At 74.2% G+C, this 22,399-nt stretch carries 20 protein-coding genes; 8 read left to right on the forward strand and 12 right to left on the reverse strand.

All coding sequences use genetic code 11. The annotated features are described in order from the left end of the window. Positions 1 to 19 precede the first annotated feature (19 nt). From ACH47Z_RS04905 to ACH47Z_RS04925, 5 genes are all read right to left on the reverse strand, one after another. The gene (locus ACH47Z_RS04905; RefSeq protein ID WP_399070563.1) at positions 20 to 1,213 is read right to left on the reverse strand and encodes an AI-2E family transporter; all 1,194 of its coding nucleotides are present in this window, start codon (positions 1,211 to 1,213) and stop codon (positions 20 to 22) included. A gap of 120 nt (positions 1,214 to 1,333) precedes the next feature. Next, positions 1,334 to 3,463: a bifunctional serine/threonine-protein kinase/ABC transporter substrate-binding protein gene (locus ACH47Z_RS04910; RefSeq protein WP_399071361.1), complete on the reverse strand. Its 2,130-nt coding sequence runs from the start codon at positions 3,461 to 3,463 to the stop codon at positions 1,334 to 1,336. Positions 3,464 to 3,465: 2 nt separating this feature from the next. Then, positions 3,466 to 5,592: a bifunctional serine/threonine-protein kinase/ABC transporter substrate-binding protein gene (locus tag ACH47Z_RS04915; RefSeq protein ID WP_399071363.1), complete on the reverse strand. Its 2,127-nt coding sequence runs from the start codon at positions 5,590 to 5,592 to the stop codon at positions 3,466 to 3,468. Continuing rightward, positions 5,592 to 6,422: a hypothetical protein gene (locus ACH47Z_RS04920; protein WP_399070565.1), complete on the reverse strand. Its 831-nt coding sequence runs from the start codon at positions 6,420 to 6,422 to the stop codon at positions 5,592 to 5,594. Before ACH47Z_RS04920 ends, ACH47Z_RS04915 begins: the two co-directional genes overlap by 1 nt. A gap of 142 nt (positions 6,423 to 6,564) precedes the next feature. Further along, positions 6,565 to 9,459 (reverse strand): AAA family ATPase, encoded by a 2,895-nt coding sequence (locus tag ACH47Z_RS04925; protein WP_399070567.1) that lies wholly within the window; start codon positions 9,457 to 9,459, stop codon positions 6,565 to 6,567. A gap of 179 nt (positions 9,460 to 9,638) precedes the next feature. Between ACH47Z_RS04925 and ACH47Z_RS04930 the strand changes: the two genes are divergently transcribed. After that, positions 9,639 to 9,809, forward strand: coding sequence for a hypothetical protein (locus ACH47Z_RS04930; protein ID WP_399070569.1), 171 nt, complete (start codon positions 9,639 to 9,641; stop codon positions 9,807 to 9,809). 80 nt (positions 9,810 to 9,889) lie between these two features. Here the strand turns inward: ACH47Z_RS04930 and ACH47Z_RS04935 are convergent, their stop codons facing one another. Continuing rightward, complete coding sequence (locus ACH47Z_RS04935; protein WP_399070571.1) at positions 9,890 to 10,342, reverse strand: DUF2267 domain-containing protein; 453 nt, start codon at positions 10,340 to 10,342, stop codon at positions 9,890 to 9,892. A 231-nt stretch (positions 10,343 to 10,573) separates the two neighbouring features. Here ACH47Z_RS04935 and ACH47Z_RS04940 point away from each other — a divergent pair, with 231 nt between their 5' ends. From ACH47Z_RS04940 to hypE, 7 genes are read left to right on the forward strand one after another with little or no spacing between them, the layout of a single operon-like run. After that, a complete protein-coding gene (locus ACH47Z_RS04940; RefSeq protein WP_399070573.1) occupies positions 10,574 to 12,283 on the forward strand; it encodes a hydrogenase maturation protein in 1,710 nt (569 codons plus the stop codon). Then, positions 12,280 to 12,939, forward strand: a complete 660-nt coding sequence (locus tag ACH47Z_RS04945; protein WP_399070575.1) for a hydrogenase maturation protease — start codon at positions 12,280 to 12,282, stop codon at positions 12,937 to 12,939. The genes ACH47Z_RS04940 and ACH47Z_RS04945 overlap by 4 nt, the downstream gene beginning before the upstream one ends. A gap of 60 nt (positions 12,940 to 12,999) precedes the next feature. Next, positions 13,000 to 13,722, forward strand: a complete 723-nt coding sequence (gene hypB / locus ACH47Z_RS04950; protein ID WP_399070578.1) for a hydrogenase nickel incorporation protein HypB — start codon at positions 13,000 to 13,002, stop codon at positions 13,720 to 13,722. Then, positions 13,719 to 16,073, forward strand: coding sequence for a carbamoyltransferase HypF (gene hypF, locus ACH47Z_RS04955; protein WP_399070580.1), 2,355 nt, complete (start codon positions 13,719 to 13,721; stop codon positions 16,071 to 16,073). Before hypB ends, hypF begins: the two co-directional genes overlap by 4 nt. A gap of 3 nt (positions 16,074 to 16,076) precedes the next feature. Then, positions 16,077 to 16,367: a HypC/HybG/HupF family hydrogenase formation chaperone gene (locus ACH47Z_RS04960; protein ID WP_399070582.1), complete on the forward strand. Its 291-nt coding sequence runs from the start codon at positions 16,077 to 16,079 to the stop codon at positions 16,365 to 16,367. Continuing rightward, the gene (hypD, locus tag ACH47Z_RS04965) at positions 16,364 to 17,509 is read left to right on the forward strand and encodes a hydrogenase formation protein HypD (protein WP_399070584.1); all 1,146 of its coding nucleotides are present in this window, start codon (positions 16,364 to 16,366) and stop codon (positions 17,507 to 17,509) included. The genes ACH47Z_RS04960 and hypD overlap by 4 nt, the downstream gene beginning before the upstream one ends. Then, positions 17,502 to 18,575, forward strand: coding sequence for a hydrogenase expression/formation protein HypE (gene hypE, locus ACH47Z_RS04970; protein WP_399070586.1), 1,074 nt, complete (start codon positions 17,502 to 17,504; stop codon positions 18,573 to 18,575). Before hypD ends, hypE begins: the two co-directional genes overlap by 8 nt. 46 nt (positions 18,576 to 18,621) lie before the next feature. Here the strand turns inward: hypE and hypA are convergent, their stop codons facing one another. The 6 genes from hypA to ACH47Z_RS05000 are packed head-to-tail and all read right to left on the reverse strand — an operon-like array spanning position 18,622 to position 22,335. Further along, positions 18,622 to 18,969 carry a hydrogenase maturation nickel metallochaperone HypA gene (gene hypA, locus ACH47Z_RS04975; protein ID WP_399071365.1) on the reverse strand — a complete coding sequence of 116 codons (348 nt, stop codon included), beginning with the start codon at positions 18,967 to 18,969 and terminating at the stop codon, positions 18,622 to 18,624. Positions 18,970 to 18,976: 7 nt separating this feature from the next. Further along, a complete protein-coding gene (locus ACH47Z_RS04980) occupies positions 18,977 to 19,165 on the reverse strand; it encodes a hypothetical protein (RefSeq protein ID WP_399070588.1) in 189 nt (62 codons plus the stop codon). Between the two features lie 10 nt (positions 19,166 to 19,175). Further along, on the reverse strand, positions 19,176 to 19,382 hold the full coding sequence (locus tag ACH47Z_RS04985) for a hypothetical protein (protein ID WP_399070589.1): 207 nt from the start codon (positions 19,380 to 19,382) through the stop codon (positions 19,176 to 19,178). 19 nt (positions 19,383 to 19,401) lie between these two features. After that, positions 19,402 to 19,992 (reverse strand): DUF5947 family protein, encoded by a 591-nt coding sequence (locus ACH47Z_RS04990; RefSeq protein WP_399070591.1) that lies wholly within the window; start codon positions 19,990 to 19,992, stop codon positions 19,402 to 19,404. After that, complete coding sequence (locus ACH47Z_RS04995; RefSeq protein ID WP_399070593.1) at positions 19,989 to 20,549, reverse strand: NifU family protein; 561 nt, start codon at positions 20,547 to 20,549, stop codon at positions 19,989 to 19,991. Before ACH47Z_RS04995 ends, ACH47Z_RS04990 begins: the two co-directional genes overlap by 4 nt. After that, the gene (locus ACH47Z_RS05000) at positions 20,542 to 22,335 is read right to left on the reverse strand and encodes a nickel-dependent hydrogenase large subunit (protein ID WP_399070595.1); all 1,794 of its coding nucleotides are present in this window, start codon (positions 22,333 to 22,335) and stop codon (positions 20,542 to 20,544) included. Before ACH47Z_RS05000 ends, ACH47Z_RS04995 begins: the two co-directional genes overlap by 8 nt. Between the last annotated feature and the right edge of the window lie 64 nt (positions 22,336 to 22,399).

The following is a 22,399-nucleotide window of genomic DNA, read 5'->3' on the forward strand; positions in this document are numbered from 1 at the left end:
CGGCGGTGAGTTCCTTGTCTCACGGGTGAGTTGGACCGGGCGGTGGCACCGCGCGCAGGGCACGCAGCACCGACCAGACGACGGAGACCAGCGGTACGGCCACGACGGCGCCGATGACCCCCGCGACGATGCTCCCGGCGATCACCGACACAGCGACGACCAGCGGATGCAGCCGTACCGCCCAGCTCATCACCAGCGGATGCAGCACATGCCCCTCCAACTGGCCGATCACCACGATCAGCGCCAGCACCGCCACGGCCGTGAGCGGTCCGCGCCCGGCCAGTGCGACGATCGTGGCGACACCGAGCGCCACCGGCGAGCCCACCAGCGGCACGAACGCGGCGAAGAACTCCAGCAGGGTCAGCGGCAGCGCCAGCGGCACCCGCAGGACGAGCAGCGAGATCCCGACGAGTACGGCGTTGGTGGCGGCCACGATGATGATGCCGCGCGTGTACCCGGCGAAGGCCCGCCAGGCCGCCCGCCCCGCCCGGTCCCAGGCCGGCCGGGCACCGCTCGGCAGCAGCTCGTCGCGCATCCAGCCCCACAGGCGCTCGCCGGAGTGGATGAAGAACACCGAGGCGAACAGCGCGAGCGCGCCCCCGGTGACCACCTCGACCGCCCGGCTCAGCCCGCTCACCGCGCTGCTGAGCAGGCTCGCGCGGTGCGTGGAGATGTAGTGCGTCACCTGGCTCTGCAGCTCGGAGAGCCGGCCGGGGCTCAGCCGGAACGGCGGCCGCTGCAGCCACTGCTCGATCCGGTGCACGCCGCCCCGGAACTCGCCCGCCAGCCGGCCCGACTCGCCCGCCACCGCGTTGCCCACCAGGGCCAGCAGCGTCAGCAGGACGAGGATGCTGCCCACCAGCGCGACGGCGACGCACAGCGGTCGCGGCAGCACCCGGTTGAGCAGATCCGTCAGCGGGCGCAGCACGGAGGTGATGATCAGCGCGAGGAACAGGGCCACGGCGATGAGCTGGAAGCTGCCGATGATGATGAAGATGCCATAGACGACGATGCCGACGAGGATGAGCCGCCAGGCGTAGGCCGCCGCGACCCGCAGCCACGGCACCGTCCGCTCGGCCACCAGCACCGGCTCGGTGCGCGCGGTGGGCGGCAGCCGTACGGAGTACGCCGGCCGGCTGCCCAGCACCTCCCCCGTCCGGCGCCGTCCGCCCGGCCCCGCCGTCCGCCGAGTCCGCCGACGCGCATCGCCCACCACCGCTTACGGCTCCTCTCCGTCACCCCTGCTGACGGTCGGTCACATTGAGAGAACCGTAAGCGCACGGCACGGAAGGGCCTCGTACAACGCGCCCGGGCGACGGATGCGACCGCTTCCTCAGGCGCTCCTGACCTGCTGGTACTGCCCGAGGAAGACCGGCTTGCCGTTCTGCACCCGCCACAGGAACAGGCCCGGGTTCATCTGCACCACACCGTCGCTCGCGCCGAAGGCGAAGGTGCGGGTCACGCCGCGGTACGACAGGGCCCGCAGCCGGTGGGCCACGTTTCCCGGGTCCACGTGGCCTGTCCCGGCGGCCGTCAGCGCGGTGGTGACCATCCCCGCGGCGTCGTAGGCCTCGGCGGCACCGACCGGGACGCTGTCCACGGCGTACCGCTTCTCGTAGGCCCGGACGAACCCGGTGGCCGAGTCCAGGCGGGCCGGGTCCACGAAGGTGGCCGAGAAGACCCAGCCCTCGGCCGCCGTACCCGCGGCGGCCAGGAACGCGGCGTCGAGGACCGGTTCCGTCGCCGCGGCCGTGCCGGTGAACCCGGCGGCGCGCAGGGCCCGGGCGCAGGCGGCGGCCCGCTGGGGCGAACGTCCGCAGTAGACGACGGCCTGCGCACGCGCCGACATCGCTTGCGCGACGGCGGGGCCGAAGTCGTCGCTGCCGGCGGAGACCGTGGCGGTGACGGCCGTGCCGTGCGGCAGGGTGGACTGGGCGAGGGACTTGGAGATCTGCCAGCTGTAGTACCTCGCCGCTCCGTCGTTGATCAGTGCCCGGCGGGGGGCCGGGCGGACGGTGGCGAGGTAGTGGACGAGCGGGGCGGCGATCGCGTCGTCCGACGGGCGGAGCTGGAACACGGCGGGCGGGGTGGACGCCGTGGCGTACAGATCGGCGGAGCCCGACCAGGCCGTCACCAGCGGCAGGTGTGCCGTGTTGTAGATGTCCCGCACGGCGAGCGCCGTGGTGTCCGAGGTCGGGCCGATCACCGTGGACACCCGCCCGGCGGCGACCAGGTGCCGGGCCACCGTCCGTGCCCGGTCGGCCTCGCCCCGGTCGTCGTAGGCCCGGACGACGAGGTCGAAGGGCCGGTCGGCGCGCGCGTTGTGCTGCGCGGCGGCGAGTCGTACGCCCCGTTCGACCGCCGCGCCGAGGGCCTTGCCGGGACCGGTCAGGTCGGCGTGTACGGCGATCGTGCGGGAGGGTACGGCGGTGGGGGCGGCGGAGTGCCGGGTGGCGAGCCAGGCTGCCGTGGCCCCGCCCGCCGCGAGCACTCCCGCCGAGGTGCCGAGCAGCAGGAAGCGGCGTCTGGTCGGCGCGGGTGCTTCCTCCGCGAGCGTGGGCGGCTCGGCGCGCTGCGGCTCGGGCAGCTCCAGGACCTGGGCCGAGCGTTCGGCGATGATCGCGGGCAGGCCGGGTGGCAGCCAGTCGTCGGTGCCGAAGTGGCCGAGTGCGACCCGGAGTTCGGACACCGTGGGACGGGCGGCCGGTGACTTCGCCAGGCAGCGGGCGATCAGCGCGCGCAGCGGCTCGTCCAGGACGCCCGTGAGGTCCGGTGCCTCGTGGATGGTGCGGAAGATCACCGCCGCCGCCAGGCCCGTGCCGAACGGCGGCCGGCCCGCCGCCGCGTAGGCCAGCAGACAGCCCAGCGCGAACACGTCGCTCGGCGGGCCCAGTTCACCGCCCCGGGCCCGTGCCTGCTCCGGCGACAGATAGCCGGGGGTGCCGATCACGACGTCCGTCTCGGTCAGCGCGGTCGCACCGCCCGCGCGGGCGATGCCGAAGTCGATCAGCCGCGGTCCGTCGAGCGCGAGCAGGACGTTGCCGGGCTTGATGTCGCGGTGCACGAGCCCGGCCGCGTGCACGGCGGCGAGCGCCTCGACCAGCCGGGCCCCCAGCGCCCGTACCGTGCCCGGGGGCAGCGGGCCGTGCCCGGCGACGATCTCGGCGAGCGAGGGGCCGGGCACGAACGCCGTGGCGAGCCAGGGCTCGGGAGCCTCCGGGTCGGCGGCCAGCACCGGAGTGGTCCAGCGGCCGTCGACCCGCGCCGCCGCCCGCGCCTCCCGCCGGAACCGGGCCCGGAAGGAGGGGTCGGTGGCGTGCTCCGCCCGGATCACCTTGACGGCGGCCAGGGCGCCGCCCTCGGAGCGGGCCAGGTAGACCACGCCCATGCCACCGGCACCGATCCGGGCGAGCAGCCGGTACGGGCCGATGGACTCGGGGTCGGCGGCGAGAAGCGGACGCACCGTCACTTGCCCCGGGGCAGGGGCGCCTTGTCCGGGGCTGGGCCGACGTAGCGCAGGGCGCCGCCGCGCACCTGGTGGACGAAGCTGGCCGGAGTGGCGAGCATCGGGGTCCCCACGGTCTTGGAGTCGAAGACGAACTCTCGTGTGATACCCCGGTACTTGGCCTTCTGAAGCGGCGCGATGAGGTCCCTGCGCGCAGGTCGCCCGCCCTTCGTCGCGGTCAGCTGCTGGATCAGCAGGTTCGCCGCGTCGTAGCCCTCGGCCGCCCAGAAGCCGGGCGCGTGCCCGTACCGGGTACGGAACGCCGTGGCGAAGGAGGTGACCTGGGCGGCGCCGGGGCCGATCGCGCTGGCCAGGACCGTCCAGCCGTTGGCAGTCGGCTCGGCGGCGAAGCGGGTGTCGAGGGCGGGCTCGGCCGCGTACTTGGGGCCCGTGAAGTCGGCCATGCCCCGGGCGGCGCGCAGCGCCCCGTCGAGCGGGCCCGCGTACACGAAGGCCTTGATGCCCGCCGAGCGCATCTCGTCGAGCACCGGCTTCAGGTCGGTCGTACCGGCGGGCACGACCCGGGGGTGGGTGGTGCGGCCGTACTCGCGGACGATCAGGTTGACCATCTGGATGGTCATCCAGGACACGTCACCGCCGCTGCGGTCCAGCAGCATCCCCACGGGCCCGGCCGCGCTGGTGGCCGCCCACTGGAACGCCAGCTTCATCGCGACCGCGTTGTGCAGCGGGCGGCCGCGCAGGAAGGAGCGGGTGTTCTGCAACAGGTTCTGCCCGGCGGACATGCTCAGCAGGGGCAGCAGGGCCGCGTCGTACACCGGGAGCGCGGCCTGTGTGGTGACGTCCGTGCTCGACCCGATCACCGCCAACACGTCCTTGTCGTCGGCCAGTTGCCGTGCCGCCGTGGTCGCGCGGCCGGTGTCGCCGCGGTCGTCGGCGGTGCGCAGCTCCAGTGTGAACGGCTTGTCGCGGCGGGCGTTGAACTGCTCCACGGCGAGCCGCGCGCCCTGCTCCTGCGCCTGCCCGGCCGACTTGCCGGGACCGCTGAGATCGGCCTGCACCCCGATCGCCCAGCCGGGCGCGGCCGGTCTGCCCGACCCGTCGGGGGTGCCGCGCAGCGCGGCCCAGGCCGCCGCCCCGCCGCCGACGGCCAGGACGGCCGCCCCGGCGGACGCGGCCGTGAGGAAACCCCGGCGGGAGGGAGCCCTGACGGCCGGCGGCTCGGCGAGGGTGGCCTCGATCTCGGGCAGCGCGAGCATCTGCGCCGACCGTTCGGCGATCATGCGGACCACATCGGCCGGCAGCCAGTCGGCGGTCCCCGACGGCACGTCCTCCACCAGCGCCGCGTCCAGTTCGGCCGGTGTCGGCCGGGCGGCGGGATCCTTGGCCAGGCAGCGGGCCAGCACCGCAGCCAACTCCTCGTCCACGCCGTCGAGATCGGGCTCGTCGTGCACGGTCCGGTAGAGCAGGGCGTCGGTCGCCCCGGTGCCGAACGGCGGCCGTCCGGTCGCCGCGTACGCCAGCACACAGCCCAGCGAGAACACATCGCTCGCGGGGGACAGATCCCCGGCCGCCGCCTGCTCGGGGGAGAGGAAGCCCGGGGTGCCCACGACCAGATCGGTGGAGGTGACAGCGGTGTCGTGCGGGGAGCGGGCGATGCCGAAGTCGATCAGCCGCGGGCCGTCGACGGCCAGCAGGATGTTGCCCGGCTTCACGTCCCGGTGGACCAGACCCGCCTCGTGCACCGAGGCCAGCGCCCGCGCCAGCATCTTGCCGAGCACCCGCACGGCCCGCGAGGGCAGCGGGCCGTGCCGCCGTACGGCGTCGGCGAGGGCGGGGCCGGGCTCGAACGCCGAGGCCAGCCACGGCTGTTCGGCTTCGGCGTCCGCGCCGGTCACCTTCACCACCCAAGGGCTCGCCACCTTCTGGGCGGCCCGCACCTCGCGGCGGAACCGGACGCGGAACTCCTCGTCGTGCGCGAACTGCGCCTGGATCACCTTGACGGCGGCGAGCGCCCCGGACTCCGTACGGCCCAGGTAGACCACACCCATGCCGCCCTCGCCGAGCCGGGCGAGCAGCCGGTGGCCGCCGACGAAGGACGGGTCGGACGGACGCAGCGAACGGTCGATCACTTCGGTGCCCCCAGCTGGTTGCGCACTCCGGTCTCCATGTCCGCGACCGCCCGCGCCTGCACGGTCAGCAGATCGGCCTGCTGGAAGCCCTTGCCGCCCTGGACGGCGACGGCGATCGTCACCGGCCCGAGCCGCACCTGATCCCACAGATAGAACAACGGGCCCTTGTCCAGGGCGGGGTTGAGGTAACTGCCCACCTCCTGCAGGTAGTCGTCGGCGGACACGTTGCCGTTCGAGCCGTACCCTGCGCCCACGGAGTTCAGCCCGGAGATCCGCTCGGTGGCGCGCAGTTGCTGGTCGGGGCAGCGCAGCGCCTCCTCGAGCGTCTCGGCGATCTCCTGGTCGGCCTGTGCTGCGGTGCGGTGGACGGTCACGGTCGCCGCGGTGTGCACCTCGCCCTTGCCGCCGCCGGCCGGGAGCCTGCTGTAACGGGTGAGGCTGGCCAGCACGTCACCGGGCAGCGCCTGCTGCTGCCACACACAGTCGGTGCCGAGCACCGGCCAGTCGGCGGGGTCGCTCTCGAACGGGCTGCGTTTGGTGTAGCCCGGCCCGTAGCTGTCCGGGCCGGCGGTCACCGCACGCAGCAACTCCAGCGCCGCGGACCGGGTCCTGGGCAGCTTCGCCGGATCGGCCGTGAAGCGTGGTGTGGTCTCGGCCGTACCGCCGTCGCTCGCCCGCGCGCTCACCGAACCCGACGCGGACGGGTTCGCCGTCCCCGACCCGCCGCTGCCGCCGTCCGAGCCCGAACACCCCGCGAGCAGCACCCCGCAGACGGCCAGCGCGGCGCCCGCGCGCCCGCCGTGCCTTCGCGTCCCTGCGTTTCCCACCGTTCTCCGTTCCGTTCCGCCCTCGTCCCGGAGATCCAACAACCGCCGGTCACCGGTCAATCTCGCAGATCACAGCGGGCTCCTACGTCCGTGTGACCACGTAACTTCCTACGTATCCGGGGAGTACGAAGGCGTTCGGGCCTCACTCCGTGGCCCGCAGCCCCTGGTACGGCGAGTGCGGCCCCGATGCCTCGTCGGGCCGGGGCACGAGCGCGGCGAGCGCGGTACGGGACGACACGCCGGTCTTGCGGTAGATGCGCGACAGATGGGTCTCCACCGTGCGCGTGCTGAGCACCAGCTTGGCCGCGATGTCCTTGCCGGTCAGTCCCTCGGCGACCAGCGTGGCGATCTCCCGTTCGCGCGCGGTGAGCCCGGCCAGCGGCGCGGCCGGCCGGTCCGACGCGCCGAGTACGGCGTTCCGGGTGGCGTCGGCCAGGCCCACGAGCGCGGCGGCACCCCCGTCCAGCGCCAGGCGCCGGCCGCGCCGCCAGGCCTGCCCGGCCCGGGCGGCATGCCGGGGCGAAGCCGCCATCAGCGGGGCGCCCAGCAGCAGCGAGTACGCCTCCCAGAACCGCGCCCCCGACCGCTCGCACTCGGCGGCGGCCTCGGTCAGCAGCCCGGCGGCGTCTCCCGGCCGGCCCTCCGCCACCGCGAACTGCGCGGAGATGCGCAGCGCCAGCGCCCGTTGCAGCGGCAGGTCCAGCCGGCCGGCGATCTCGCGGGCCCGTCCCTCGTGCGCACGGGCGCCCGGCAGGTCTCCGAGGGCCAGACAGGCCCGGACCAGGATCTCGAGGAAGAGCAGGTGCCGGGAGGGCGGAAAGCGTTCCAGACCGGGCCCGCCCGCTCGCAGCACCAGGTCCCGCGCGCCCTCCGGATCGCCGCTGAGGAACGCCGTGTAGCCGAGCACGCTCCACGCCGTCGACGCCCACCAGTCCACGCCCGGCCCCGACACGGCCACCGCCTCGCGCGCCGCGGCCACCGGAGCCGGATCGCCGGGCGGGCAGGCGGCGGTCAGCACCTGCGCCTTCAGCGCCATCACGAACGACAGCGCCTCGTCACTGCCCAGCCCGCGCGCGACGTCCTCGGCCTCCGCGACCTGCTCCAGTGCGGTGCGCAGTTCGCCGGTCTGATTGCCGATGTGCGCCTTCGCCAGCAGCAGATACGGCAGTTGGGCCACCTGGCCGGTGCACCGCGCGACGGCGAGACCCCGGTCGGCGTGCCGGCCCGCGTCGGCGAAGGCCTCCAGCAGTGTCTCCGCCCAGGCCAGACGGGCGAGCGGCTCGCACAGCCCGGTCAGATCGTCGTCGGGCAGCGCGTCCACCAGCGCGGCGGCCCGCAGGGCGTCCCGGCGCGCCGCCGCCATGTCACCCTCGTACGCCTCGCCCAGCGCGGACACCGCGAGGACACCGGCCTCCGCCACCTCGTCGCCCAGTGACCGGGCCGCCGCGAGCGCCCGTACGACGGTCGCCCGGACCTCCCCGTAGGCGGCGGCCCGGGACGCCGACGAGCCCAGCTCCCGGCCCAGCGCCACCACGTCGGCCGGAGCCGGGCCGGGCCGTCGCTCCAGCTCCCGGCGCAGCAGCGCGACCGCCTCCGCGTACCGGCCCAGGTGCCGCTCCATGTCCGCGCAACTCACCACGGCCGGCACCCGCACCGAGGCGTCGTCCGGCCCCTGTGCCAGGGCGATCACCTCGTGCAGCAGGTCACGGCTGTCCCGCAGCCGCCCGGCGGCGCCCAGCGCCCGGGCCCGCTCCAGCATCCAGCCCCGGCGCCGGCCCGCGTGCTCCGCGGTGTGCGGTAGATGGCGCAGCGCCGCCTCCCACCAGTGCGCGCTGCTCGCCGGCGCCGTCCGCGCGGTCTGCCGGGCGGCCCGAACGAGTACGCCCGCCGCATCCGGGTCCCAGCCGGTCAGCGCCCGCTCCACATGGTGCGCCTGCTCGGCCGCGGCGGCGCTCGTCCGGGCCAGTGCGGCGGCGGCCCGGCGATGCACGGCGGCCCGCCGCCACGGCTCCATCTCGTCATGGACGAGCGACCGCAGCACCGGATGGCGCAGCGCGAGCCGGTCGCCCGGGCCGGAGCGCAGCAGATCGCGACGCGCCAACACGCCCAGGTCGTCCAGCAGTTCGGCCTCGGGGCGGTCGCTGACCGCCCGCACCAGAGCGGGGGTCGCCTGGTCACCGAGGATCGCGACCGTCTCCAGCGCGCGCAGCTGCTCCTCGGCCAGCGGGCTCAGTTCCTCCAGCAGCAGAGACGTCAACCCCACTGCGGGCAGGGCCTGTTGGGTGCCTGCCGTCCGGTGGGCGTGCAACAGGGCCAGCAGATAGAGCGGGTTGCCCTCGCTCGCCGTGTGCAGCCGGTCCAGCTCCGCGGGCGCCAGATCGGGGGCGAGGCGCTCGGCGCACGCCTGCCGGGGCAGCGGGCCGAGGTCCAGCCGGAGCACGGTGTCGGCCTCGACGCCCCGGGTCAGCGACGCGGCGAGCGGCGCCGGACTCTGCCGGGCCCGGCGGGCGACGAGCAGGACGACGGGGCCGGGCGCGGGGTGCCGTACCAGATGGTCCAGCAGATCCCAGGACGCCGGGTCCGCCCAGTGCAGGTCGTCCAGCACCAACAGCAGCCCCGGGCCGCTGACATGGGACAGCAGTGCGGCCGTCGCCCGGTGCAGCCGGAACCGTTCCACCCCGCTCCGTACAGAGCCGTACAGCACGGGAGCGGCGTCGGCGAGCGCGGCGAAACCCTCCGGTGCGCGCGGGTCGAGGTCGGCGAAGGCGTCCGTGAACGGCTGGAAGGGCAGATGCCGTTCGTACTCCGTTGCCCGTCCGCGCAGCACCGTGAACCCGCGCTGCCGCGCCCGTCGGGCCACCTCGCTCAGCAGCCGGCTCTTGCCGATCCCGGCCTCCCCGGTGACGTCCACCACCGACGGCGTCCCGCGCTCGCCACCGCCCGCCAACACCGCTTCGAGTGCCGCGAGTTCGGCGTCCCGGCCGACCAACGGGGCGACCCGCCCGGCCACCGCCTCCATGCCGATCCCAGCCTCCACGCGTCCCCCTCCGCACACCCGCCCGCCCCGGCGGTCCTCGCCTGCTCACCTGTCGGACAGATCATCGCCTGTGACCGGGGACCGCAGAAGACGGTCACAGGACCTTCACAACGGCGGACGGCGGGTGCCCGCGGACCGGGGGACTCGGGAGATGTCCCCGCGCGGAGGGAGAGCCTCCAGTGATCATCGTCGCGGTTCTGCCGCTGCCCGTCCTGACGTTTCTGCTGTTCGGCCTCGACCAGGTCGAGGACCGGTGGATCGTCCGCCCTCCGGCCCCCCACCACGCTCGCCACCGCCGCCGGGCCGTTTCCCGGCCGGCCGTCGCTGAGCGGCCACCGGGACCCGCCTGACGGCGGCCGATGAGCTGGTCCGGATCTGGCAGCCCCCGCCACCGCGCCGCGCGCCCGCACCGGCCGGCCGCCGCCCCGGCTCAGCCCGTGTTCCCGGTGCCCTCGGTGCCCTCGGTCTCTTCGGCCGCCCGGCCCACCGGCAGCAGCGCGCGGATGTCCGCGGGCAGCGCGGCCGCCATCCGCTCGGTCAGTTCCGGGGCGACGGCGGCGTCCAGCACCTCCAGCACGGCGGCGGCCTCCCGCAGCGCCGTGTCCTCGTTTGTGCCCGCCCGGCCGGCTATACGGCCGGCGAACGCGGTCAGCCCGAACCTTTCGGCCGCCGTGCCGGCGTCGGCACCCGCGCAGGCGTCGGCCGCCTCCCGCATCGCCGCTGCCATGTCGGGCGGCAGTTGAGCGGCCACATGCCGGGCCAGGCCGGACGGCAGCCGCTCCGACCGTGTGCACACCACGGCGTGCGCGGCCCGCTCGGCCGACCCCCGGTCGGGCAACTGGGCGAGTGCCTGCACCTTTGCGATCATCTCGTCGTGCCGCATGAGGCCGGTCCTTTCCGGATGAAGTTCTCCCAGGCTCTCCCCGGTCGGCCGTCCATGCCGAGAACACTGGGTTCCCCGGGGTGAGCGAGCGACACGCGGGTGCGGCACACTTCTCAGGCGTTCGAGGACCTGCGCCAGGCGATCCGGATGGAGGAAATGACCTGAGCCGCGCCGACGAAACGCCGCCGCGGTCCTTCACCGCACCCGGAACAGCGACGACCATCGCATGTCATGAACATTCTGCTCGTGGCCAGCGCGTTCAACAGCCTCTCCCAGCGTCTGTACGCCGAACTGTCGGATCTCGGTCACCACGTCGACGTCGTCCTCGCCTCGCACGGCCCCGGCCCGGTCCGGGCCACCGTGCGCGACCCGCGGCCGGATCTGGTCGTCGCGCCGATGCTCAGAACAGCCCTGCCGGAGGACGTGTGGCGCGAGCACACCTGCCTGATCGTGCACCCGGGGCCGCCCGGCGACCGCGGCCCGTCCGCGCTGGACTGGGCCATCGACGGACAGGCGGCGGAGTGGGGAGTGACCGTCCTGCAGGCCGAGGCGGCGATGGACGCAGGCGCCATCTGGGCCGCGCAGGCGTTCCCCGTACAACCCGTCGGCAAGAGCAACCTGTACCGCAACGAGGTCTCCGACGCCGCCGTCACCGCCGTCCTCACGGCCGTACGGCGCTACGCCAAAGGGTCCTACAAGCCCCGCCCGCAGACCGACGAGTCCGTCAGTGTGGTCTGGCAGGACGCTCTGAAGCAGGAGCGGCGCCGCATCGACTGGGCAGGCGACGACACCGGGACGGTCCTGCGCAAACTCCGCGGTGCCGACTCGCAGCCCGGCGTCCTGGACGAGCTCCTCGGACGAGAGGTGTTCCTGCACGGCGGGCACCCCGAGGACGAGCTGCGCGGCCGGCCCGGCGAACTGCTGGCACAGCGCGCGGGCGCCGTCTGCCGGGCCACGCGGGACGGCGCCGTCTGGATCCCGGAACTGCGCCCCCGCAAGAGCTCCGGCGACCCCGCACCCTTCCGGCGCCCGGCCGCCTCCGTCCTCGCAGCCTGGGAGCCCGGCCTGCGCCTCCCGGACGCCGCCGCCCCGCTGGAACTGCCGGCCGGTCGGCGCACTTGGACCGACATCCGCTACCGGCAGCGCGGCGACACCGGCTTCCTGGGCTTCACCTTCCCCGGCGGCGCGATGAGCGCCGACCAGTGCCGCCGGCTGCTCGCCGCCTACCGGTACGCGCTGACCCGCCCCACCCGGGTCCTCGTGCTCGGCGGGGAGCGCGACTTCTTCTCCAACGGCATCCATCTGAACGTCATCGAGGCGGCCCCCGACCCGGCCGAGGAGTCGTGGACCAACCTCAACGCCATGGACGACCTGGTCGAGGCGGTGCTGCGCACCACCGACCGGCTGGTGGTGGCCGCCCTCGCGGGCAACGCGGCGGCCGGCGGAGCCATGCTCGCCCTCGCCGCCGACGAGGTGTGGTGCCGCACCGGAGTCGTCCTCAACCCGCACTACCGGCGCATGGGTCTGTACGGCTCCGAGTTCTGGACCTACACCCTGCCGCGCCGCGCCGGAGCCGAGCAGGCCGGGCGGCTGACCACCGAGGCACTGCCCGTCAGCGCCGCGTCCGCCGCGCGGCTGGGACTGGTGGACCGGCTCGTACCCGCCACGACCGGTGCCTTCCCGGCCGAGGTCGAACGGCTCGCGGCCCGACTCGCCGCCGCACCCGGCCTGGACCGGCGGATCGCCGACAAGGCCGCCGCCCGCGCCGCGGACGAACACGAGCGTCCCCTCGCGGACTACCGCGCGGCCGAACTCGCCCGCATGCACGCCCTCTTCTTCGACCCGCGGGCCCCCTACCACGCGCTGCGCTCGGCCTTCGTGCGCAAGACACCCTCCGGCTCGCCCCGGCCTCTGGCCGCGCCCGCCGGGGACGTCCGGTGACGGCCCGCCTGCTGGTGGCGGGCGTCGGCAACGTCTTCCTCGCCGACGACGCCTTCGGCCCCGAGGTGATCCGCGCCCTCGCACAGCGCCCGCTGCCGTCCCAGGTGCGCGTGCGCGACTACGGCATCCGAGGCATGGACCTCGCCTATGACCTGCTCGACGGATACGACACCGCCGTCCTCGTCGACACCGCGCGGCGCGGACACCACCCCGGCACCCTCACCCTGATCGAGACCGAACCGCCCGACGCCACCGTCGTACCCGAGGCCCACGGCATGGACCCCGCGAAGGTGCTCGCCCTGGCCCGGCACCTGGGCGACGAGCCACTGCCCCGGGTTCTCCTGCTGGCCTGCGAGCCCGCCGTGCTGCCGAGCGGGGACGACGACATCCTCCCCGGGCTCAGCACACCGGTCCGGGCGGCCGTCGACCATGCCGTGGCCGCCCTGCACACCCTGATCCCAGCCCTGCTCGCCGACCCCGCCGGTCCCATGCCCATCTCGGCGTCGGGCCACTCGATCCCCGCCGGGCCCGCGCCCAAGTCGGGCCGCCCTGTCCCCGCCGGACGCGTCCCCGCGTTGGGCCGCCCGGTGGAATCCGGGCCCCCGCGACCGGCTGCGCTGCCCGGCGGCGCGGCCGGCGGAGCCGAAGATCGGTGAGATCCCGGGCCGCATCCGATGCGGCCCGGTCCCCGCCGCCGTATTCGAGGAGCAGCGCCCATGTGCCGGTCCGACGTCCGCCAGGCCGTCCTGGCCAAGAACGACGACCTGGCCGCGGGCCTGCGCGGCGACCTCGCCGGGCAGGGCGTGAGCGTCGTCAACCTGCTGTCCAGTCCCGGCAGCGGCAAGACCGAACTCCTCGGCCGGGTCCTGGCCCGCGCGGTGGGGCGGGGTGTGCCGGTGGTCGCGCTGACCGCGGACCTCGCCACCGAGAACGACGCCGTACGGCTCGCCCGGTCCGGGGCGCCCGTCCAGCAGCTGCTCACCGACGGACTGTGCCACCTGGAGGCCCGCCAGGTGCGCGCCCGGCTGGACGGCTGGCTGCCGCCGGACACCCGGCTGCTCTTCGTGGAGAACGTCGGCAACCTCGTCTGCCCCGCCGCGTACGACCTCGGCGAGACCCTGCGGATCGTGCTGATGGCGGTCACCGAGGGGGAGGACAAGCCGCTGAAGTACCCGACCGCGTTCGGCTCGGCCCATCTGGTCGTCATCACCAAGACCGACCTCGCCGAGCCTGCCGGCTTCGACGAGAGCGCCTTCCGGACGAACGTGCACCGGGTCAACCCCGGCGTGGAGATCGTCCGGTCCTGCGCCCGCACCGGCGCCGGTGTCGACACCCTCCTGGACCGCGCCCTCGCCGCCCGGGACGGCACCCCGCACCGCCCGCCCCTCGCCCCGCGTCCGCACGGCCATCACTCCGCCACCTCCGCCCCCCTCGCATGACCGCCCCCGCCGCCGGCCTGGTGCGCCGCGTCGTCATCGTGCGGGGCACCGTGCAAGGGGTCGGCTTCCGGCCGTACGTGCACCGCCTCGCCGCCGGACTGGGCCTCGCCGGATTCGTCGGCAACACCGGCGACGGCGTGCACATCGAGATCGAGGGCCCCGCGGAGGAGGTGCACCGCTTCTGCGTCCGCCTCGCCGAGCAGCCGCCGCCCCTGTCCACCGTGACCGCCGTCGACTGTGCGGACCTGCCCGCGACGGGCGACACCGGTCCCTTCGCCATCCGCTCCACCGAGCGGGCCGGCGGCCGCACCCAGCTCCCGCCCGACACCGCCACCTGCGCCGACTGCCTTCGTGAACTGGCCGATCCGGCCGACCGGCGCCATCGGCACCCGTTCGTCACCTGCACCCACTGCGGCCCCCGGTTCACCATCGCCACCGGAATGCCGTACGACCGCGTGGCGACCACCATGGCCGGCTTCCCGATGTGCCCCGCCTGCGCCCGCGAGTACGGCGCCCCTACCGACCGGCGTTTCCACGCCCAGCCCGTCGCCTGTCCCGACTGCGGCCCGAGGCTCGCCCTGATCCCCGCCGACGGCCTCGGGGTGCGCCCGGCCCGGGACGCGGAAGCCCTCGCGGCGGCGCGGGTGCTGCTGGCCGCCGGGCGGATCATCGCCGTCAAGGGACTCGGCGGCTACCACCTGGCCTGCGACGCCACCGACGCCCAGGCTGTGGCCACCCTGCGCGGCCGCAAGGAACGGGGCGGCAAGGCCTTCGCGGTGATGTGCGCGGACCTGCCCACGGCCGAGCGGATCGCGGTCGTCTCCGACGCGGAGCGCGCGGCCCTGACCGGCCCGCACCGCCCGGTCGTCCTGCTGCGCCGGCGCACCCCGGCGGACGGCCCCGGCCTCGCCGACCAGGTCTGTCCGGGCAGCCCGCACGTGGGGGTCATGCTGCCCTACACCCCCGTCCACACGCTGCTGCTCGGGCTGCCCGGCGATCCCCCCGGCCCCCGCATGCTCGTCATGACCAGCGGCAACCGCTCCGGCGAACCCATCGTCACCGACGACACCGAGGCGCTCACCCGGCTTGCCGGGCTCGCCGACGCCTGGCTCACCCACGACCGGCCCATCGCCTGCCCCTGCGACGACTCGGTGCTGCGGGTGCGCCCCGACGGCAGCACCCAGGTGCTGCGCCGCTCCCGCGGATACGTGCCGCGCCCGCTGCGGCTGCCGGTCCCGGTCCGCCCCACGCTCGCGGTCGGCGGCGACCTGAAGAACGTCCTCTGCCTGGGCGAGGGCGACCACGCCTGGCTCGGGCCGCACATCGGCGACATGGGCGAACTGGCCGCCCTGGAGGCTGCCGAGCACGCTGAGCGGCACCTGACCCGCCTGACCGGGGTCACTCCGGCCCTCGTCGCCGCCGACCGGCATCCCGGCTACCACTCCACCCGCCAGGCCCGGCACCGTGCCGCCGGGCTGCCGGGCGGCTCCTTGCGGCAGGTCCAGCACCACCACGCCCACATCGCCTCCGCGATGGCCGAACACGGCCTGGACGGCACCACCCCCGTCATCGGGGTCGCCTTCGACGGCACCGGGTACGGCGACGACGGCACCGTGTGGGGCGGCGAGGTCCTGCTCGCCGACTACGGCGGATACCGGCGCTACGCGCATCTGGCGCCCGCCCCGCTGCCCGGCGGGGACGCGGGCGTGGCCAACCCGTGCCGGCAGGCGCTGGCCAGGCTGTGGGCGGCCGGGCTGGCCTGGGAGCCGGACCTGCCGAGCGTGCGGGCCTGCACCGAGGCCGAACTCAGCCTGCTACGGCAGCAGTTGACCCGGCGGACGGCATGCGTCCCGACGTCCGGCATGGGCCGCCTGTTCGACGCGGTGTCGTCCCTGGCGGGAGTGTGCCAGCGGGCGGGGTACGAGGCGCAGGCCGCGCTGGAGCTGGAGGCGGCGGCACTCCAGGCCGCGGACCACGACGCGGTGGCGTACCCCTTCGGCGTCACCGGCAGGGATGTCATTGTGTGCAGCCCCGCGCCGATGCTGCGGGACCTGCTCGCGGACCGGCGGCGCGGCACCCCCGCACCGGTGCTCGCCGCCCGCTTCCACCGGGGTGTCGCGCATGCAGTCGCCCGGATCTGCCGCCGCGCCCGCGCCGACACCGGCCTGCGCACGGTCGCGCTGACGGGCGGCGTCTTCGCCAACGGCCTGCTGGAGCAGGAGTGCACCGCGCTGCTGGCCACCGACGGCTTCACGGTCCTCAGACACGGCGAAGTCCCCCCGAACGACGGAGGACTGGCGCTCGGTCAGCTCCTGGTCGCGGGAACGGCAAGGAACCGACGGACGGAGTGACCCATGTGTCTCGCAGTGCCCGGCAAGGTCGTGTCCATCGACCGCGATGCCAGTCCACTGACCGGACTGATCGACTTCGGCGGTGTGCGCAAACAGGCATGCCTGGAATACCTGCCCGACGTGCGGGCGGGGGAGTACGTCATCGTCCATGTCGGCTTCGCCCTCCAGCGCCTGGACGAGGAGTCGGCCCGCGCATCCCTGGAGCTGTTCGAACAACTGGGGCTGCTGGAAGAGGAGTTCGGTGACGCCTGGGAGCAGGCGGCACGGCAGCGGAACGGGAGTGAGGCCCGGTGAAGTACATCGACGAGTTCAACGACCCCGCGCTGGCCCGGCGGCTGCTTGACGAGATCCGCGCCACGGCCACCCGGCCCTGGGCGCTGATGGAGGTGTGCGGCGGCCAGACCCACTCCATCATCCGCCACGGCATCGACCAACTGCTCCCGGACGAGGTCGAGTTGATCCACGGCCCCGGCTGCCCGGTATGTGTCACCCCGCTCGACGTCATCGACAAGGCCCTGGAGATCGCCGCCCGCCCCGAGGTGATCTTCTGTTCCTTCGGGGACATGCTGCGCGTGCCCGGCACCGACCGCGACCTGTTCCGGGTCAAGGGCGAGGGCGGTGACGTACGCGTCGTGTACTCGCCGCTGGACGCCCTCGACCTCGCCCGGAGGAACCCGGACCGCGAGGTCGTCTTCTTCGCAATCGGCTTCGAGACGACCGCCCCCGCCAACGCGATGGCCGTCCACCAGGCCCGCCGTCTCGGTGTCGGCAACTTCAGCCTGCTGGTCTCCCACGTCCGGGTCCCGCCGGCGATCGAGGCCATCATGACGGCACCGGAGTGCCGGGTGCAGGGCTTCCTCGCCGCCGGGCACGTGTGCAGCGTGATGGGCACCGCCGAGTATCCCGGCCTGGCCGACCGGCATCGGGTGCCGATCGTCGTGACCGGCTTCGAACCCCTGGACATCCTGGAGGGCATCCGCCGTGCCGTGCGCCAGCTGGAGCGCGGCGAGCACCTCGTGGAGAACGCCTACCCGCGCGCCGTACGCGAACAGGGCAACCCCGCGGCCCTGCGCATGCTGGAGGAGGTCTTCGAGGTCACCGACCGCAACTGGCGCGGCATCGGCCGGATCCCCGCCAGCGGCTGGCGGCTGTCCGACGCCTACCGGCCGTACGACGCCGAGCACCGGTTCGACGTCACCGGCATCCGCACCGAGGAGCCCGCCGTGTGCCGGGCCGGCGAGGTGCTCCAGGGGCTGATCAAGCCGACCGAATGCGAGGCGTTCGGCACGGCCTGCACACCGCGCACCCCGCTCGGAGCCACCATGGTCTCCAGCGAGGGCGCCTGCGCGGCCTACTACCTGTATCGCCGGATGTCCGACGGCCCGGCAGGACAGGGGGCCCGCATCCTGCAGACGGAGGTGAACCCCGTTGGCTGACCTGGCCACCGACGCGGCCGTCGACCCCGCGAACTGGACCTGCCCCGCCCCCCTGCGCGACCAGCCGGTCGTCGTCATGGGACACGGCGGAGGCGGTGCCCTGTCCGCCGAACTGATCGAGCAGGTCTTCGCACCCGCCTACGGCAACCCCACCCTGGCCGCCCTCACCGACTCGGCCGTCCTCGACCTCGCCGGCACCCGGCTGGCCTTCTCCACCGACTCCTACGTGGTGCGGCCGCTGTTCTTCCCCGGCGGCAGCCTCGGCGACCTGGCCGTCAACGGCACGGTCAACGACCTGGCGATGAGCGGCGCCCGGCCCGCCTTCCTCTCCACCGCCTTCGTCCTGGAGGAGGGGGTGGAGATCAGCGTCGTCGGGCGCGTCGCCCGGGCCATCGGCGCCGCGGCGCGGGCCGCCGGCGTCACCGTCGCCACCGGCGACACCAAGGTGGTCGAGGCCGGACACGGTGACGGCGTGTACGTCACCACCGCCGGTGTCGGCCTCGTGCCCGACGGGGTCGACATTCGCCCGCAGCGCGCCCGGCCCGGCGACGCCGTCCTCGTCAGCGGACCCATCGGCCTGCACGGTGTCGCCGTCATGAGCGTGCGCGAGGGCCTGGAGTTCGGCGTCGAGATCGCCTCCGACACCGCGCCGCTGGCCGGCCTCGTGGCGGCGATGCTGGACGTCACCCGGGACGTCCATGTCCTGCGCGACCCGACCCGCGGCGGGCTCGGCGCGTCCCTGAACGAGATCGCCCGCGCCTCCGGCACCGGGGTACGGCTGGACGAGCGGGCCGTCCCGGTCCCGGACGAGGTCCGCAATGCCTGCGGATTCCTCGGGCTGGACCCGCTGTACGTGGCCAACGAGGGCCGGCTCGTCGCCTTCGTGCCCCCGGAGCACGCCGAGGCCGTGCTGGCGGAGATGCGGTCCCATCCGCAGGGCACCGGTGCGGCCCGCATCGGCACGTGCGTGGCCGATCACCCCGGCATGGTGGTCGTCGCCACCGGCCTCGGCGGCACCCGCGTGGTCGACCTGCCGCTGGGCGAGCAACTGCCCCGCATCTGCTGAGAAACCGGCGAGGCGGCCGGCCCCGGGTGGGGGGCCGGCCGCCCGTTCAGCGCGCCGGTTCGACGCCCGTGATCTCCAACTCCCGCCCGCTGCGCAGGTCCTGCGAGGGCCGGTCGCAGCGCGGGCACCAGAAGAACGGCGGCATGCCGACCGCGAACTCCTCGGCGCACGGCGCGCAGTACGCATGGGCGGCCACCTGCTCGACCACCAGCCGGGCGGCGGCCAGCGCGGTACTCTTCCGGGCGACCTCGAAGGCGAAGTCCAGCGCGTCGGGGACGACACCCGACAGCTCGCCCACGCGTACCGTCACCGACGAGACGCCGCCGGCCCCGTCGGCGCGGGCGATCTCCTCGGCCTGCTCCACGATCGCGGTCGCGATCGACAACTCGTGCACGGCCGCCTCAGCGGTGGCGGCGGTCGACGCACGGGCCACCGGTCATCCGGTAGATCTTCAACTCACGCCTTACACTGGGCAGTTGCCTGATGAACAGAGCCAGCAGCAGGCCGCCCACCACGGCCGCCTGGGCGATCAGCACCTGGCGGCCGGACATCGCCGACCTCGCGGTCGGGCAGCGCTTCAACACGGTCACTCCTGTTCCCTCATCCCGGTGAGATGTTCGGCATGGCCTTCAGCAGGGCGTCATGCCGCTTCGAATGGATCCCCGTGGAGCGGCGCGCGTCCGCGGTGCCGTCCTCGTGGTGTCCGCCCTGCCGGCCGTACGGGCCCTTGTTGCCCTGGTGCAGACCGGGTACGTGCGTGGGGGTGTCGGGCCTCGCCTGGGCTCGGCCCACTCGGATGCTGCCCATGGTCATCTCCTTTCCGGCTTCACGACCGCTCGGTGAGCTCCGAGAAGAACCGTTCCACGGCCGGCCAGACCCGGCCGCCGCCGGACAGCCCCCGCCACTCACGGCGTACGAGGGCGACCATCCGGTAGCAGTCGTCGACCGGCACGATCCAGTGTTCGTCCAGGCCCCGCACGGTGTTCACCAGCAGCGCCTCCACCTCGGGTGCCACGGAGGCGAGCCGCGGACACCCGGCGGTCAGCTGCTGCCAGGCCGCCGCGTCCACCTCCCAGCGCATGGCCCCGGCCGGGCTCGGGCCCTGGGCGGTGACCGTGCCGTCCGCGTGCGGTACGAAGAACACCAGCCCCACGGGCACGCCCAGCACCGCCGTGTCCACGGACGGCAGCCGGACCCGGCGCCGGGGCACGAGCCGGTACCGGCCCGCCGCGTCCCCGGGGAACAGCACCGAGCACGGCGCGCACACGCACCGCACGGCGGCCGCACCGGTCTCGTACAGGTGCGGGTGGCCGTCGGCCACGGGAGCGGCGCACAGGTCGCAGCGCTCGGCCTCGGCGGCCGCCGCGCGGTCCGCGGCGGACCGGATGACCCGGGCCAGCGCCCCGGCCGTGGTCACCGCGCCTCCTGCGGCCGTGCCGCGCGGTGGGTCACCGTCGCCAGCGGGACGAACGCCGGAGCCGTCCGCCGCCCGGCGGCCTCCGGCACCAGGGCCACGGCCGTCAGCTCGGGTGCCACGGCCAGCACCGCCGCCCGGACGGCAGCCAGGGCGTCGCCGGCCCCGCCGCCGCATCCCGCCCCGCACCCGCCGCCCGTGCTCAGCCGGACCCGGGCCACACTCCCGTCGAGGCCGGCCCACTGAAGGTCGCCGCCGCGCTCGCGCACCGCGGGCCGCAGCCGCTCGACCGCGCGGGCCGCCCGGCGCTCCGGCGGCTCGGGATGGATCGCGTGCAGCACCAGCAGATGCCCCACCAGCTCGTCCTCGGCGAGGCCCGCCCGCAGCGGCGCGTCGGCGCGGTCCAGCACCCGGGCTAGCGCCTCGCCGTAGACCTCGGTCAGCAGCGAGACCGCCTCCAGAGCCGGGCCGGGTGCGGACTCCAGCTCGGCGAGCACCTCGTCGAGCCGGGCCAGCCGCGCCTCGATCGCCGGGCCGGTGAGCCGTACGGCGTCAGCCATGATTCGCTCCGTACGTCGGCGAGTGCACCGTGGACAGCGTCCGGCCCTTGCCCATGTACATGTGCACACCGCACGGCAGACACGGGTCGAAGCTGCGCACCGTGCGCATGATGTCGACGCCCTTGAAGTCGTCCGGACCGTTCTCCTCGAAGATCGGCTGGCCCTGCACGGCGTCCTCGTACGGGCCGGGGGTGCCGTAGATGTCGCGGGGGCTCGCGTTCCACGGGGTCGGCGGGTACGGGTGGTAGTTGGCGATCTTCTTGTCCCTGATCACCAGGTGGTGGGAGAGGACACCGCGCACGGCCTCGTGGAAGCCGCAGCCGATCGCCTCGTCCGGCACCTCGAAGTTCTCGAACACCTTGGTGTCCCCGGAGTGCAGCATCCCCATCGCCTCCTCCAGGAACTGCAGGGCCATGGCGGCGGCGTAGGCGACGAAGTAGGGCCGGGCGCGGTCCCGTTCGATGGTGTTGCTCCACTTCGGGATGCGCCACTCCAGCGTGGTCTCCGGCAGCGTCTCGCCCTTGGGCAGGGAGATGCGCACGCTGTCGCCGGTGGCCTTGACGTACGGCGTGTCGACCAGGGCGCTCAGCGCCGTCGACCACAGCCGGGCGAGCGGCCCGCCGCCGGTGTCCAGCGCGAGGTGCTGTCCCGTCTCCGGGTGTTGCCAGCGCGGGCTCATCACCCAGCTGTACTTGCCGTCGAAGTCGCGCTTCTGCGGCACCGGGACGGTGGTCTGGTTCCACGGGTGGCGCATGTCGACGGGATTGCCGAGCGGGTCGTGGGTGACGAACGGCTGCTCGTTGACCCAGTCCTCGTAGAAGGAACTGCCCAGCATGATGCGCAGGCCGAGGTTGATGTCGACCAGGTTGTTCGTGACCAGCTCACCGTCCACGACGATGCCGGGCGTGACGTACATCGCCCGGCCCCACTCGTTCATCGTCGCGTAGCGGTAGTCGACCACGTCCGGGTTCTGCCAGGCGCCCCAGCAGCCCAGCAGGACGCGGCGCCGGCCGACCTCCTCGTAGCCGGGCAGGGCCTCGTAGAAGAAGTCGAAGACGTCGTCGTTCATCGCCACCGCCTTCTTCACGAAGTCGATGACACGCATCAGCCGGGAGAGGTAGTCGGTGAAGGTGTTCGGCTGCGGCATCGTGCCGACACCGCCCGGATACATCGTGGAGGGGTGCACATGCCGGCCCTCCATCAGGCAGAACATCTCCCGGGTGACGCGGCTGATCTTCAGCGCTTCCTTGTAGACCTCGCCCTCGAAGGGGTTGAAGGCCTTCATGATGTCGGCGACGGTCCGGTACCCGTGGACGTCCCCGCGGGGCGCGGCCGTGCGCTCGGCGCGGGCCAGCACCCCGGGGTTGGTGGCCTTGACCATCGCCTCACAGAAGTCCACGAACACCAGGTTGTCCTGGAAGAGCGTGTGGTCGAACATGTACTCGGCGGCCTCGCCGAGGTTGGTGATGTGCTCGGCCAGCTTCGGCGGTTTGACGCCGTAGGCCATCTGCTGGGCGTAGTTGGAGCACGTGGTGTGGTTGTCGCCGCAGATGCCGCAGATGCGGGAGGTGATGAAGCCCGCGTCGCGGGGGTCCTTCCCCTTCATGAACACCGAGTAGCCGCGGAAGAGCGACGAGGTGCTGTGGCACTCGACGACCTCCCGGTTGGCGAAGTCGATCTTCGTGTAGATGCCCAGGTTGCCGATGATCCGGGTGATCGGATCCCAGGACATGTCGACGAGCTGGGCGGGTTTGCGTCCTGTGGGCCGGGACTCGGTGGTGGTCATCTGCGGTGCTGCCCCTCGCTGTTCGGGTGGTGGTGCGGGCGGGTCGGGGATGCGGGACGGACGG

It is taken from the genome of Streptomyces sp. NPDC020192, from assembly GCF_044388685.1.
Taxonomy (GTDB): domain Bacteria; phylum Actinomycetota; class Actinomycetes; order Streptomycetales; family Streptomycetaceae; genus Streptomyces.

Excerpts from the sequence above, each read along its gene's own strand:
- ACH47Z_RS05000 (WP_399070595.1), bottom strand. The coding sequence starts at position 22,335 with ATGACCACCACCGAGTCCCGGCCCACAGGACGCAAACCCGCCCAGCTC.
- hypF (WP_399070580.1), top strand. The coding sequence starts at position 13,719 with ATGACCGCCCCCGCCGCCGGCCTGGTGCGCCGCGTCGTCATCGTGCGG.
- ACH47Z_RS04995 (WP_399070593.1), bottom strand. The coding sequence starts at position 20,549 with ATGGCTGACGCCGTACGGCTCACCGGCCCGGCGATCGAGGCGCGGCTG.
- ACH47Z_RS04940 (WP_399070573.1), top strand. The coding sequence starts at position 10,574 with ATGAACATTCTGCTCGTGGCCAGCGCGTTCAACAGCCTCTCCCAGCGT.
- ACH47Z_RS04985 (WP_399070589.1), bottom strand. The coding sequence starts at position 19,382 with ATGGGCAGCATCCGAGTGGGCCGAGCCCAGGCGAGGCCCGACACCCCC.
- hypB (WP_399070578.1), top strand. The coding sequence starts at position 13,000 with ATGTGCCGGTCCGACGTCCGCCAGGCCGTCCTGGCCAAGAACGACGAC.
- ACH47Z_RS04960 (WP_399070582.1), top strand. The coding sequence starts at position 16,077 with ATGTGTCTCGCAGTGCCCGGCAAGGTCGTGTCCATCGACCGCGATGCC.
- ACH47Z_RS04935 (WP_399070571.1), bottom strand. The coding sequence starts at position 10,342 with ATGCGGCACGACGAGATGATCGCAAAGGTGCAGGCACTCGCCCAGTTG.